The sequence below is a fragment of the Bacteroides sp. FSHCM14E1 genome, assembly GCF_019633785.1.
GTDB lineage: Bacteria > Bacteroidota > Bacteroidia > Bacteroidales > Bacteroidaceae > Bacteroides > Bacteroides hominis.
Genome location: NZ_JADKYL010000002.1, coordinates 360,037 through 374,675, shown reverse-complemented (window position 1 = coordinate 374,675; position 14,639 = coordinate 360,037). Strand labels below are relative to the sequence as shown.

At 38.9% G+C, this 14,639-nt stretch carries 8 protein-coding genes; 2 read left to right on the top strand and 6 right to left on the bottom strand.

What is annotated here, in order from left to right:
• Nucleotides 1–28 precede the first annotated feature (28 nt).
• The 6 genes from ISX59_RS21140 to ISX59_RS04570 all read right to left on the bottom strand — a co-directional run bounded on the left by ISX59_RS21140 (nucleotide 29) and on the right by ISX59_RS04570 (nucleotide 12,348).
• On the bottom strand, nucleotides 29–1,393 hold the full coding sequence (locus tag ISX59_RS21140; protein ID WP_255580123.1) for a DUF1156 domain-containing protein: 1,365 nt from the start codon (nucleotides 1,391–1,393) through the stop codon (nucleotides 29–31).
• A gap of 12 nt (nucleotides 1,394–1,405) precedes the next feature.
• Nucleotides 1,406–4,744, bottom strand: a complete 3,339-nt coding sequence (locus ISX59_RS04590; RefSeq protein ID WP_233481267.1) for a helicase-related protein — start codon at nucleotides 4,742–4,744, stop codon at nucleotides 1,406–1,408.
• Between the two features lie 73 nt (nucleotides 4,745–4,817).
• The gene (locus ISX59_RS04585) at nucleotides 4,818–5,027 is read right to left on the bottom strand and encodes a helix-turn-helix domain-containing protein (protein ID WP_032540868.1); all 210 of its coding nucleotides are present in this window, start codon (nucleotides 5,025–5,027) and stop codon (nucleotides 4,818–4,820) included.
• A gap of 1,062 nt (nucleotides 5,028–6,089) precedes the next feature.
• Nucleotides 6,090–6,395, bottom strand: a complete 306-nt coding sequence (locus ISX59_RS04580; protein ID WP_175413941.1) for an IS110 family transposase — start codon at nucleotides 6,393–6,395, stop codon at nucleotides 6,090–6,092.
• A gap of 295 nt (nucleotides 6,396–6,690) precedes the next feature.
• The gene (locus ISX59_RS04575; protein WP_233481268.1) at nucleotides 6,691–8,853 is read right to left on the bottom strand and encodes a hypothetical protein; all 2,163 of its coding nucleotides are present in this window, start codon (nucleotides 8,851–8,853) and stop codon (nucleotides 6,691–6,693) included.
• Nucleotides 8,854–8,859: 6 nt separating this feature from the next.
• A complete protein-coding gene (locus ISX59_RS04570) occupies nucleotides 8,860–12,348 on the bottom strand; it encodes a DEAD/DEAH box helicase family protein (RefSeq protein ID WP_032540740.1) in 3,489 nt (1,162 codons plus the stop codon).
• Nucleotides 12,349–12,940: 592 nt separating this feature from the next.
• Between ISX59_RS04570 and ISX59_RS04565 the strand changes: the two genes are divergently transcribed.
• Together ISX59_RS04565 and ISX59_RS04560 are read left to right on the top strand one after the other, a co-directional pair.
• Nucleotides 12,941–13,261: a helix-turn-helix domain-containing protein gene (locus tag ISX59_RS04565; RefSeq protein WP_032540726.1), complete on the top strand. Its 321-nt coding sequence runs from the start codon at nucleotides 12,941–12,943 to the stop codon at nucleotides 13,259–13,261.
• Between the two features lie 3 nt (nucleotides 13,262–13,264).
• Nucleotides 13,265–14,530, top strand: coding sequence for a type II toxin-antitoxin system HipA family toxin (locus ISX59_RS04560; protein WP_032540725.1), 1,266 nt, complete (start codon nucleotides 13,265–13,267; stop codon nucleotides 14,528–14,530).
• Nucleotides 14,531–14,639: the final 109 nt, after the last annotated feature.

Here is a 14,639-nt window from a genome sequence, read left to right as displayed (position 1 = left end):
TGGTAATCAATATTGGGGAGTAATAAGTCTATGGATGGAAGTTGATATTTTTTCCACCATGAGACTCTACTATAGTTGCAATAAATTTTTCCTTTAACTGGGATTCACAAGACTGTTCTTTTACTTGCTTAGAAGTTGTTACACTACCACAACATGGACAAGTTAGGTTTCCTGTTTTGTTCCATCCTTCTTTTATAGGGCACGTTCCTTCCTTAATCTCGAATTGAATATCTGTCCCATTAATGACAGGATTCAAATACACCTTTTTCGATGAAGTATTTGCCAAATAAAACTGCTTCAATAAAGGAACTTCTGCTTTACAGCTTGGATTAGAGCAAGTAGCAGTTCTTGCCCAATAGTAAGCGATTGGTTTGTTCCCATTCTCATCTGCAGGATATAAATACCCTACTTCTTTCTCTGTCATAGCTAACAATTGCTTGGCATAATATTCCACATCAAAAGAAAGCCTGTTGGGAATATCAATAATGCCGTTACAGATAGAAATTCCCTTGGTAATGAGTATGTCTATACCTTCTTTCCCGTAAATACGACGAAACTCCTCTTCTGTATATCGTATGGGCTTACCATATTTCTGTGGAAACTCTACACTTCCTTTTTCAATGATATGGGCAACTGGATTAATATCATTGCCATAACTGCGACATCCCAAACGTGCTGCCTCTAAAGGTATAGCGCCTCCACCCGCAAATGGATCGAACACACTTGGCATCTGTTTTTGAAAACAATCAATTGCAGTTTGTAGCGCAACTTCCTTTTCTTTTATGATATCAGTTTCTAAATGACGGTCTATACAACTATAGAGATTGTTTTCAGCTTCTTCAATAGCTTGATAGGCAGCATCAAATGATTGACTTAACGAAATAAAAGAAGCATCAGGATTCTGTCCTGCATTGTATGCAACCCAAATTAACTTTCTTGCTTTTGTCAAAACAACCTTATCATTTTTACTTTCCCATTTTATCAGGCAACCTTCACTTAACTGCTCTTTCGAAGCTGTATTTTTGCCTTTCAACATATTAGTTTGACAGACTGGAGAAAACTTACCTATAAACATCAGCAAACGATTGCGTAGATTGTCCGGCATTGGATCGTATATGGCAGTATATGGAATATCCGGATAAGGTGCATATAGTGGATCGTTTCCTAACAACTCCTGTATAGCATCTTTAAAAGCCTGCGGGCATTGTTCATCCAATGGGTCTGGTACCAGACTGGCAAAGATTACAGCCCTGCACACAGGAAGTGGACGGCGTGCCCACCATAAATGTAAAGTAGAAATGTGCCCGTGACGAATAGATTTATCACGTACACTTTCGGCCGATATTTCTTTAATCGGCATAGCTACCTCTATTAGCTTTTTTGCTTTTGTCATATCTATGTTTTCTTATTTTTCAGTTTTATTTCTCCATTCATCCAGTGGCAGGTAGTATTGTACTCCTTTGTCTTTCCGTTCAAAGATTAGCTTCTTGGCTGGGTTTTGAATACGGTGCAATTGTGGTTTAGATTTGCAATTCACTACAATATAAAGCCATGCACTGTTTCCTAGTTGTGCCAACCGGTTCATTTCATTCTCCGACAGCATAACTCCATCGATCCCTGAACGCCCTTTGACCTCAATATACCGTTTAATATCCAACTTGTTGATGCTCCGGATATCATATCCTAAGTTTTGGCTGGAAACATCTTCCGCTTGCCATTCATTGACTGCTTCATATTCGATAGCCATGTTCATAGCTATGGCTTCTACTTCATCGTCTCTTTTCATACCATAATGTTGCTCATACTCCATTTGGCTGAGGGGGACGACATAAGCACATCCCAATATTTCCGGAGCTTTGGGATTTATTTGAACCATTTGCTCCATTTCGCGTATGCGTTCATCTTTTTTGCGAAGTAGTTCTGCTTTTCGTTCCATCTTATGCAGCAGCTTTTCCTGTATTTTTACATCTCCCAATAACACCTTACCTTGCAATTCATTAATCTCTATGTCCAAATCCATGATAATCTGACTGAATGCAGTCTGCAAATATTCTTTCCGCTTTGTAGCATCTGATTCTACAATCTTTTGCGTAGAGGTGAACAGAGGTAAGGTGATATTCTCGAATGCCCATTCGGTGACTTCTTCATTACCTATAACAGCAGGAGGAGTGATTTGCTTGGCAAATTGAAGGGGTGCATGCAGATCCAGAAACTTGGCCGGTGAAGTTGCATGAAACACTCCATTATTAGTTTGATAGACAAAACTAAGCTGCTCATTAGCTATACTGTCGTCTCCTTTGTTAGGACGGTTATCTGTGATTTGATTTTTAACGTAAAAAGCAAAATAGTCTTCAGTATCTTCCGGTGAAACGAGAATCGTACCTTTCAGCATTTCGTCTCTGAAAGAATCCCGCACACAATCAATGAGTGCATCAAACAAAGCATTACCCGGATTGATATAGTGTACCTTACCCAATATGGCATTGGTGTTCTGATAGTCCAGGAATATGTGCTTATCGAAACAGAACAATAATTTATTGATATTTTCAGCATAGATGTTATAATCATCTTTTAGACGTTTGGAAAGTATATCCGGAATGTTTTCCATTTGATAAATTCCGTCCTGTATCATCCTATATTTGCCACCTAAATAGCTGAAAGTCCTTTCAAAAAACAGACGAATATAAATCGGTTGCAATCGTTTCTCGTCAGAATGTTCTTTGAGGATACGGGCATCTTTATAATCGACTTCACTATGGGCGATTACTTTTTGTTGTTCTTCTATCTTATTCCGAAATACTTTCTCAATGATGGTTTCATCCTGCTCTATAAACTTATCAAAGGAAGATTCTTTTCCATCAAAGACGGAAGCTATAATAGCATCCAGACTGACATCCTTCAGTACATCTTGAATAACATCATAAACGCGGTCATCACCCATGCTTTGACGAATAATATCCAACTTTATCAGTAAACGGGACAATACTTGCCCTTCCCGAGTGTTGTCCGCCACCATATTGAAGACCAATACATCATTTTTCTGTCCATAGCGGTGGATACGTCCCATGCGTTGCTCTAAGCGATTAGGGTTCCATGGGATATCCCAATTTATTAGCAATCTACAAAATTGAAGATTGATACCTTCGCCTGCAGCATCAGTTGCAATGAGTATTTGGGTTTCAGGAGACATGAAATCCCATTGTGCCTGGCGGCGTTCATCAACCGATAAGCCTCCATGAATGACTGCTACCTTATAGCCGTTATTGCTTAGGCGTTCTCTCAAATAGAGCAATGTGTCTTTGTGCTCTGTGAAAATAACGAGTTTTTCACCATTGATAACTCCCTGACTTTTTAAGAGTTCTTTTAGCTCAATGTATTTCTTTTCTTCTTGATTTTGATTGTACAGGCTGTTCGCCATTTCATACAGCCGTTTCACTTCTTTAGCTTCGGTCTGTATCTCTGCTAAACTTTTTGAAGTGGTGAACAGTTTGAATTTTCGAGGGTCAGATAGGATACCATCCAACGCATCCCGTTCATCGTCCTCCAGGTCATCATATTGGTCAATACTATCCACATCCAGTTCTTCTAACTTTTGACGTTGCTTCCATATATTAGGATTCTTGCTGACTTCATCTACTATGCCTTGTAGCGCGATCCAGCGTTTGTATAATGTATTTTTGATCGCAAAAATAGAACTAACCAATCGTCGTTGCATTACAGCCAAGGCTAAAGACACATGAATGTTCCTTGTTTCGGTTGCTTCTTCTTTTTGTTTGGTCAGATAATTGGTTACATTATCATAAAGTCGCTTCTCTTCTGGTGTCAATTGAAAAGATACAGTTTTAGTATACCGATCCTTGTATAGATTGTTGCCATTCCAGTCTTTCATGTCCTCCTTTAATCGGCGTATGAAAAACTTATTCAGCCCATCTTTACTTAATTCTTTTACTCTGTCGGCAGCAATATCCTCTGTTGCAAAGATATCTTCGTCTAATAATTGAAGAAGTTTCTTGAACGTATCAGTTCTTCCTCTATGTGGGGTAGCTGTCAATAGCAAGATATGCTCACATTGTTGCGAAAGTAAATGTGCAGCTTCATATCGCTTTGACTTATATGTTTTTTGCCCATATTCATAAGCCGATAGCTTATGAGCCTCATCAAAGATGACCATATCCCAGTTTGTATTGCTGACAATGTTCAACACATCCTCCCGGCAAATGAAATCAATAGAAGCTACCACTTTATTTGCCGAGCGAAAAATGGTAGGGTCAGCATTAAAAATACTTCTATTGACAAGCGTAAACGGAATATTAAATTTTACTCCCATTTCATCTTCTTGCCATTGTTTGGTCAGGCCGCCTGGGGTGATAATAAGTATACGCTCAATGATCTTTCGCATTAATAGTTCCTTCAATAATAAGCCTGCCATAATTGTTTTTCCTGCACCTGTATCATCTGCCAGCAGAAAACGTATCTTAGGTTGGGGAAGCAAAAATTTGTATACGGCTTCTACTTGGTGGGGTAGTGGATCTACAACACTACAATTGATGGCAAATAGAGGATCAAATTGATAAGCGGAATTTATTCTTTCTGCTTCTGCAAATAATACAAATTTATCGGGATCGCCCTTGAAATTGAACTCTCCATCAGATGTCAATACTTCTAAAGAACTGAACTGTTCTTCTGTAATCACCTTGGAACTGCTTTTATTCGTATTTACTCCTGTAAATTTGAGCGAATACATAGTTCCTAATTTCTGTATTTTGTTAACAACAACAGCTTCTGTTGGTATTAGATTCTTTATTATATTGCCGACTTCAATCATTGTTAGAGGATTTTATAAGATCTTTTACGTCCATTTGAAGGACTTCTGCTATCTGAAATAAGACTTCCAAACTGGGCTGTCTTCTATTGCAAACATAAGAATTGACAATACAGAAACTTTTTCCAAGTTTTTCTGCCAGCCAGGTTTGTTTGATACCTTTTTCTTCAAGCACTTCTTTTATCCGATTCATAGGTTTGTCCATCACAAAATTCTTAATTGTTAAACAAAGATATAAAACAATCTGCTATAAAAAGAGAAAAGAGGATGATTATTTCTCTTGGGAGGGTAAAATGAGGTGGTAAAGTGTCTACTTAGTATCCTTATTTCATGGTATCACAGGTCTGATATATTATCTATTTGGATTAGAAAACTCTTTATACGAAAATGACGATATATTCAGCTGCAAAGTGCAATATCTATCTAATAGATAGAGTCACTTCGATGTTGAAAGCTGTGACGGATGAGTAGAGAATTAGCCACGAACTGACGAATAAGGAAATGAATACATAAAGACACAATGAAACAATAAACTGACGGACAGGGAGAATTAACGGCGGGTGGCTTTGCCAGTTAATCAGATTGTAGTGTCGAAATAGGTAGAGATGAATTATAATCAGGGAATGGAACAAAGAATAGCCATATTTACTTTTATTTTGTATAACTTGGGTATAACAGAATTTATTGAAGAAATACCCTCGGATGTTACTTGCGTCTTAAATGCATCCTATCAGTGTCTTTCTAAGATATTTATTTCCATGTATTACCTTTCGGGTTTTAATTTTATCGGCACTTTCTTCATTACGAGCCTAAATCCCTGCTAAGAGACTAATGCGGAAGCCGTGAGAGATAATTTCATATCCACTTTGCGTTCTGCAATAATAGTAGTAGCTGACCAATGTTTGCCCTAGGGGATTGTTTGTAAGTTATTTTGAAAAGTACTTATTGCTAAGCTCATTCATTTTCAATAGGCATTCTACCTTGTGTATCTTTGCTGAATCGATTTCCATCTTCAACTGCCGTATTACCTCCCCACCCGTTTCATTGACAATTCCGATTAGTGCATCTTTTATAATATTCGGTTCAACACGGTTAAGAGTACGTCTATGTATCTGCTCTAATAATACTTCGGGATCTGTCACGCCATTAAGTATACACTCTAATGTCTTTTTATAACTTTTTGAATCTGTTATTACACCATTGTAGACAGACATTCAACTTGGTAAATTTGTAGACAAATTTTTTGTTTAAGTCGAATATCCGACGGTCATACTGACAAAGGTGCTGAATTCCCGTTACTCTTCCTGCCAGGAAGTTGTTTGATAAAATATGAATTCTCTAACTTTTTTGAAAAATAACTTTCAAGAACTCGCCAAATAGGCATCCGATAGACTCTGGTACTTTTTATTGCAACTTCGCCTATTGCATTTTCAATTAATAAATTACGAAATTTATCTAATTTGCTAGTTAAGATACCAAACTTCTCTTGAATTTTATCTCCATTCTCACCTAATATGCACACAAAAACACTATCTTTGTGAACTTCAAGACCACAATTTTTCTCATGGGACATAAGATTTATGGCATAGAACACCATAAATAAAAAAGTATTTTTGGTTCACACACTGAGACCATTTCACCAACAAGGATAAGAGTAGTCTTGTTTTTTATCTAAGCTTAAAAACAGGATTCAATTATAAAACTCGCATCCTGTAGTTTCTTACTTTATACAAAATAGTGGACGGTGTAAGATATAAGATGATTATAGCTGAATCCTGTTTCTTATTTATATAATATTTTGAGCACTTCCTATTAAACAAAACTGTATGGTGAACTTTTTGTCGTCATTATCTTCACCAAAAGTATTTCTACTTTACCTTTTTTGTTAATTCATTTAATTGTTCTTGAGCTTTATATATTTCCAAACGTTCCTTGAGAAATTTAAAAATTGAAGGGTGAACGGAGAACTCGTTTATCTTATTCCAACCGTCCCCCAACGAGTATATCAGTTCGTTGACAAAGGACTCGTCAGGGGTTATGTCGCTGAGTATTTCTCGCACATACACTTTGTGGTTAATAGAGTGAAAATTTCCCTTTGTATTTGGACCAGCGCAATACTTCCACAACTTCGCATCCTGTTTCCAGTAATGTACATTAACGCATGCAGCCAATGTTTCCTCACTGCGACCTGCAGTTCTGAAGTCTTGCCCTTTCTTGATATTATACTTGCTAGTTACAAATCGCATCAGTTTCCGGGTAAGTTTCTCTTCCGGTGGAGCTTCCTTGCCCAGTTTCTTAATGTCTGAATAGAACAAGTCATGGGACACATTATCTGCATATTCACGAATACGCTGCTTGCATAGTACCTTCGACTCATTGCTTTGCACCATATTCATGAGGTCATGGTATACCTCAACTGGTACTTGTATATTCTTTAATCCCACGAGTGCCCGGTATATTTCCTCCATTTCAGGGAAGACAAACTCACAAGTGTCATAAATGTTGTATGTGATACCATCCTTCTCAATGCAATAGATAAAGTTCTCGTTATATCCCTTCTTAAATGCAGGAATATGATATTCGTGCGATTCAAAATTCTCTCCCAAAACTGTAATCACGCCATCGTGAGTCAATCGAGGTTCTCCAACCTTGTAAGCTATCGATCCGTCTTTGCCAATGGTAAGTTGTACAAAGTAATACAGATTATTTTTCTTTTTCTCTGCATATGTGATGACGCATCCTTTGAAACGGTCTATCATATACTGAGGCAGTGCCTCCTTTATACAATAGTCCTTAATCAGTATCTGACGGAAGATATTCTTGATAGTGGCCGCCTCAATCTCTGATTTAATCATCACATCTTGGGTAGGAATTTTCTTTTCTATCAGTTCCATTTTCTCTTTCAAACGTCTATAATCCAAAGTTTGGCGTTCGCTATCAGAAAGTTTTTCCTCCTGGTCTTTGTCACCAACGATACGAATGCAGATTTGTTTCCTACTCTTGTCCTTCTCATGGTAACCTTCAAAGCTATTACCAAACAGCTTTTTGATATACTCCCTTGATTTCTGCTCTATCAAATTTCGTAACTTTTCCACACCTGTTTCGGTGGTATGACAGGCTATCTCAATCCATGAGGTAGAGAGCATATCACGCAACAGTTCATCTTCTTTCCTGAACTCTGCATCCTGTGCTTTCAATAATGTAGGCTTTTTGTACTCTATTGGATTAACAGACACGTACTTTGAATAGGTTGTAAGAAAGTCCTGCAGCACACTTCGAATAAGGTAAGCTTGCGATTCCTCAAAGTGCTCTATATCACCGAACCCTAGGAAAGGTATGTGGTTCTTGTTATCTTTTCTAAAAACAGACGGATGGTTATAGTATTCCTTCGTTCCCTTCTTTTTCTTGGAAGAAAAATAGATTCGTTTTTCATCAAACTCCAAATGATATACTAGAGAATCTTTCTTGTTCTTCTTTTTTATCTTGTCTTCCTCGGCAAAAGTCAATGTGCGCGCAGTCAAGAGATTATCGTAATCGAAACTTATATGCAGGCCCAACTCCTCACCCGCACTTCTCCCTTTATTATATATGCTGCTGCAAGTGCCACAAATCAGTTTACCATGGGCATAGCTCAAGGCTTTATTACGATTTGGAATCATTGACAACAATAGGTTCAGCATATTGTTAGTATAGATACCCTCATCGTAAGCAGGACGATAGGTAATCTGTTTAATTTTGACATTAACATTCTTCAGACATTCTTGCAGCAGTGCCATTGTGAGTTTCTCCTTCTTGGATGAAGCAAATAGGAATATGCGGTGCTTGGATGATTCGCCAGGTTGTGTATTCTTAGCCATTTTGTTGAAAGCACAGATAGCACTGTTCGGGTACAAGCCTTCCAGTTTGCAATAAATACTTGTAATGTTGTCGAAGTCAACATTACCATATTCTATCTTGAAGAAATCGTAATCCTCCAGAAACTCTTTCCAGAGAAATTCCACTATCATGTGATTGGTTTTTATCTTTTCCATAGTTATTTAAGTTGTTAATCTATCAAGAATATTCTGCACGTTCTTGTCGATGACGGAACCTGTCTCAACATCTATCAGACCATTTATAACTGGTAACTGGGGATCACTTCCGAGGGTAAGTGAATGTGAGTAGTTACCAGCATATCGAGGCACATTGACTATGACATACTTACCACCACAATCCTTTATCTTGCCTTCCCAAGCCTGTGCTTTCACATGCCTGTTGAAGTCACCATCCACCATGTATTTTACATCTACATACAGTCGGTCGTTCACTACCCAGTCGGCCCTCTCCCAAATCTCCTCTCTTGGTGAGCTTATGGTACAACCTGCGCTCTCCAATATAACCTTGAACACTTGCTCACCGAAATAGCCAGTGTAAACCTGTTGAATAATCTGTGGTGAGATGACCCATGCCTTGCTCTTCCATGCAGTGCAATAGCCGTTCTTTTCAAAGTAGTCTCGTATGAATTGCTGCCTCATGATAGCATCCATGTGAACGCACGAGTCTGTATAGTTCAGGTTCATCTTCTTTACCTCCTCTGTTTGCACATAATACATGCGCATAGAAGTCTCAATATCCTCCCTGTTGTCAAATTCTGGATGCTTCATCACATACTCGCGAATCTTATGCACCCTATTACGAGCCTGACGGGCATATTCGTCAGTACCCTTGAAACTAATACCTATCAATTCACTAATATGTCGTTCTCTACGGTGTTCTCGATTTTTGAATGCAATGTCAACTTCTGACTCTTTACCATTAATTCGGTCAAGTATAGACGGATCTTCATCTATCGACTTGAGCACATGTTTCAGCAGCTCTGTCTGAACTTCTGGTTTTCTGGCGATAATCATAGAGTATGCCATATCCTTACCTATAGCCACATGGATGGTCTTGTTAAACACCGTCGAACGAGTGATACGTCCCAGTGCCTGTACTGCCCATTTTAAGCAGAAGGCATCATAGGCAGGTGTGCCTTTCAATGCTGCTTTTATTTGTATCTCTCTATGTTTTAACATTTCGGCCAGGTCATCAAGTATACGATGATGCCTTCTGCGGAGCAAGTCACGTTGGAAGTCAGATTTTTCTTTCAATACCAACTGGTTGTCAGTTCCCAGAATACTTAACGAGATGCAAGCTTTGAGGTAGTCATCCACATCCAACAGAGGGATAAAGTTCGTAGGCTTATCCATAATGATACCATCAAAGTTGCAGCGAGTGTCCTTGCGGTCTTTTGTATTTGGGGCTTCCAAACAGTGTTTCTTTCGGTACTTGGCATCGGTATCAAACAGATAGTTCACGCCTACAGCGCCAGACTGGTAGCATACAAAGCAGAACATCTTTAGTGCTGGCTGTTCGGCCAACAGTTTCTCTACAGCCTCCAAGTCATTTTTGAAATACTCACCACTCAAGAAACAGACGTTCAATTCAGGATAGATATCCGCGCGCCTTCTTGTTGTTTCATCATCAATAACATGCTGGTCCATGACGTTAACTCCAAATGTCTCGCCACGCTTTGTCACTCTTGCCTGCTGCAGTATATTCAACACTTTCTTTATCCCTATACTACTCTTACCTGTATATGAGAATGGCTGGAAGTACAACCATGCTCTGGCTTCAGACTTCTTCATGAACTTCATATAATGATTCAACATATTCACTATTCGAGCAGAGTTGTTCTTGTCAAACTTGTTCTTACCATCCATCACGAAGTCTAAACAATCCTTCAGTGCTGAACTGCACTTACCGAGGTAATCCTCCAATATTTCTTTTGGTCGAGTCTCTTCTTCATTGTAGAGAGAGAACTCCACCTTTGGGTTTGCATAGTTGAGAGCAATATATTCTTCGATCTTATGCAAAGTCTCATTGCCCATCTTCTCCACCTTCACGCCTTGCTTTGCTATATAATTGAAATCATAGTTGTGGATAGGTGTCTGACAGTCAGCGGTAGCACTACACATTATCACCCGGTTGTGATTAACCATGTCCAACAGCACATTTTCAGGCATGCACCTCATTTCGTGATAGTCGAAGCAGCACGAATAGCGGTCGTTGTCATGAGAATATATCTCGATGAAGCTGATACCCTTGTCATAGATAGACTTGCCATCGGTTTCTTCACTGTTATTAGAGCGTGGAGTCTGGAAAGTGGTTCCGTTGCGTAATTCTTGCAGTGCAGAGCGATACTCCGTATTGCCTTCGTTTACGCCCATATATTTAATAATGTGGTAAAATGCCAAATCACCCTCCAAATCAACAGCTGTATTTGTACCTTTTTTCTTACGCAACTCGTTTTCTATTGAAGCATACACTTCTGCATGCTTATCCACAATTTGTACAAAGTCCTTCAAGAAGAGCATTATACGGTTTGCCACGAATGACAAAGTTTTGTCATTTTGATCTTTAGTTTTCTTCTTCGTGAGCAGGTAGGATGTGTATTCCTCCTTATTATTGTGAACAGAGAGAACAACATTCTCAGCAGAGAAAGTCTGGTCTTCGTCGTAAAAGATAAAGTTGCCATGATTTACATTTTCCTCCAATTCAAGCCCGCTCAATATTTTCTGAGGATTAATGCCATCAATCAACTCTTTCTTTTTCGTCCTTATTGCCTCCAACATGTCCTGAATGTTCATCTTGTGGTCTGCCCATTCAGGCATCTTCTGCATATCCATCACTTCTTGGTAGTGCTGACAGATAAAGTAGCACAATCCCCAGAAGTTAAAACGTCTTCTGCGACCACACTCACAATCAAACAAACGCTTCATTGCAGCCTCTTTCACACGATCAGACTCATCAATAATTACCAATGAGTTCTTTATATGCTTCCAGTAAGGCTGTGTACCTTTACGTACCAACTTTGGCGATGCCGTGGTATGCAGCTTTGAGGCAGTCAGCACGATAATCTTGCTCTTGTAAAATAATAGTTCTGGATATAGTTCCTCCAGAATCGGACATTCTGTGAGTATATGTGAGGCTATCACCTCATCAGTCTCTTTCTTGTATTTCTGTCGGATAGGAGTAAACACCTTTCTGCGTACTTTCTCCATCAGACGCAGGCGGTTCTTGCCAATCTCCTCAACCATCTCGTCCGTAACATCGGTGTACGAGTATAAACGTTTCAGGTTTGCAAATGTCCTTTCACCTTGAAACAGTTCGTTCCCCTCCATCTTTATACGGATATCAGGGTCGGTGAAGGCACGTTCCCACTGCTCCTCTTGTGAGTACACACGTAAGATGTCATGCTTCTTTAGTTTGAGACCATTCTTTTTTAGATTCTTTTCAATATCCTCGATGGTAGCATCCAACTGTTTCTTGGCATCAGTCACATAGATGATACGTCTAGCATCTTCCTTCTTCAACTCCTCAGCCATCATCTGGCAGGAGTTATACGTTTTGCCAGCACCAGTAGGCAATGGCATTACAAACAGGCCGCGATTAGGTTGTGCAGCCCTAAGCAGTTCTTCGAAAATATAATTGGTGTTTTCAGTCATGTAAATTACATTGTATAAGGTTACGGGATAAAAGTACGAAAAATAGTGCAGCTTCAGAAAGGAATCAAACGAAAATCTGAATACTTTCAAAGAATCTACCTTTGTCACAAGCGTAATTCATAAAAAAATACTGTATTTGTAAAAACAGAGATTGTACCTATTAAAATAGATCATCACAGATAATCACTACCTATTTGCCGATACAGAAGCTCACCTGTTTTTATTTACTTACAAAGGTGCGAAAACCGTGAGATTTTCGCCAAAAATACTAAATGTAAAAGGCTTTCACGAATATATTTTGTTGGCTAAAAGAAATAGGAGAAGAATATATTTTAAGGATAGCTTCTTGGTGAAGCCATTTCTTTTCTTCCCTTTATTTGACTTTACTTTAATGGACTTATATATGATACGGGGGTAAAGTAGAGGTAATCCTCAATTCCGCAATATTTGGTGGAAATATGTATTTGGGCAAAATTGGAATAGTTATGCTTAATGAACATTATGCTTTGGATTCATAATTATTTTTTTTCTTATAACATATCATTAAATAAATAAAAAGTGGTATATTCGCATATTATATGATATATTGCTTATGACAAAGAATACGATGGGAACCAAGTTACCCAGAAAATTGGAACAGAAGATGCAAGTGGTAGGAGAGCAGATTAAGCTGGCCCGCTTGCGCAGAAATCTGAGTGTGGTTCAGGTAGCAGAACGGGCTACCTGCTCTCCACTTACGGTGTCTCGAATAGAAAAAGGTGTACCAACAGTAGCAATAGGCATCTACTTACGTGTGCTGTATGCTTTACAGCTTGATGATGATATTCTGTGGCTTGCTAAAGAGGATAAACTCGGAAAGGCTTTGCAGGATTTGAATCTGAAGACAAGAGAACGCGCATCAAAAAAGGAATAAACGATGAAGAAATTGTATGTATATGCCGATTTCAACTGGCTCAAAGAGATAGAACTCATTGGTGAGTTAGGCTACGAATCCCTTCGTGGTTCAGATAGTTATAGCTTTACCTTCAATGATGAATGGTTGAAAAAGTATGGAGATTTGTTTTTGAGCGATGATCTGAATAATTACCCAGGTCAGCAATACACGCAGCCAGGGAAAGATATATTCGGATGCTTCTCTGATGCCTTACCGGATCGTTGGGGACGTACTTTGTTGTTACGTTGCGAGCAGATTTCGGCGGCAGAAGAAAATAGACCGGTACAACGACTGTCATCTTTCGATTTTCTTACCGGTATCGACGACTTTTCTAGAATGGGCGGTTTTCGCTTTAAGGAAGATAAAAATGGAGAATTTATAAATGTAAGTGAGTCATTGAAAATTCCGCCCCTGACAGATCTCCGGGAGTTGATAACGGCCAGTACGGAGATCGAGAAAAGCGAAGAAGAGAACATTCTTCCGGAAAGGAAGTGGATTGCTCAACTCGTAAAGCCGGGTTCTTCCTTGGGGGGTGCAAGGCCAAAAGCAAGTGTGGTTGATACGGATAAAACCCTATATATTGCTAAATTTCCTTCACGCAAAGATGATTACGATGCCGGGCTTTGGGAACATTTTAGCCATCAACTTGCCATGAAAGCAGGAATAAATGCTGCAACAACCAAAGTTTTGTCCAACGGGGAGAAATATCATACATTACTTTCCCGACGCTTTGACAGAACTCAAGAGGGGAAACGTATCCACTTTGCATCAGCAATGACATTATTAGGGCTTAATGACGGAGATAATGCTGCTACAGGCCATGGCTATCTGGATATTGTTGACTTTATTATTCAGAATTGCACAAATGTAGAAGACAATCTGCAGGAACTTTACCGCCGTGTAGCTTTCAACATCTGTATCGGTAATAGTGATGACCATTTTCGCAATCATGGTTTTCTTTTGACTGCAAAAGGATGGACATTATCGCCTGCATACGATATGAATCCCACTCTGAATGAATATCAAAGTTTGCTTATTTCATCAGCTACTAATAAAGCAGACCTTCGTTTTTTACTTGGTGCTTGTGAAGATTATATGCTTAATCTCAAAATTGCTGAAAAGATTATTTCAGAAATGGTTGAAGTCGTGAAAAACTGGCGAGGATTGGCGATACGATTTGGAATATCTAAAAGGGAGATGGATATGTTTGGTGAAATGTTGGATGAACGCTACAAGCAGGTAAGATAATAAGAGATCTGATTGGTGAGTAATGGGAATACAAGGTACTTCTCTGGCTGAGATATAATAGGGTTTCATTTTTTCAACACCTCGCCGCGCTTCTTTTCATAGCTTATCA

What these genes read in the sequence shown, in the direction of transcription:
- ISX59_RS21140 (WP_255580123.1), bottom strand. Translation starts at nt 1,393, where the DNA reads ATGACAAAAGCAAAAAAGCTAATAGAGGTAGCTATGCCGATTAAAGAA.
- ISX59_RS04590 (WP_233481267.1), bottom strand. Translation starts at nt 4,744, where the DNA reads ATGTATTCGCTCAAATTTACAGGAGTAAATACGAATAAAAGCAGTTCC.
- ISX59_RS04585 (WP_032540868.1), bottom strand. Translation starts at nt 5,027, where the DNA reads ATGGACAAACCTATGAATCGGATAAAAGAAGTGCTTGAAGAAAAAGGT.
- ISX59_RS04580 (WP_175413941.1), bottom strand. Translation starts at nt 6,395, where the DNA reads ATGTCCCATGAGAAAAATTGTGGTCTTGAAGTTCACAAAGATAGTGTT.
- ISX59_RS04575 (WP_233481268.1), bottom strand. Translation starts at nt 8,853, where the DNA reads ATGGAAAAGATAAAAACCAATCACATGATAGTGGAATTTCTCTGGAAA.
- ISX59_RS04570 (WP_032540740.1), bottom strand. Translation starts at nt 12,348, where the DNA reads ATGACTGAAAACACCAATTATATTTTCGAAGAACTGCTTAGGGCTGCA.
- ISX59_RS04565 (WP_032540726.1), top strand. Translation starts at nt 12,941, where the DNA reads ATGACAAAGAATACGATGGGAACCAAGTTACCCAGAAAATTGGAACAG.
- ISX59_RS04560 (WP_032540725.1), top strand. Translation starts at nt 13,265, where the DNA reads ATGAAGAAATTGTATGTATATGCCGATTTCAACTGGCTCAAAGAGATA.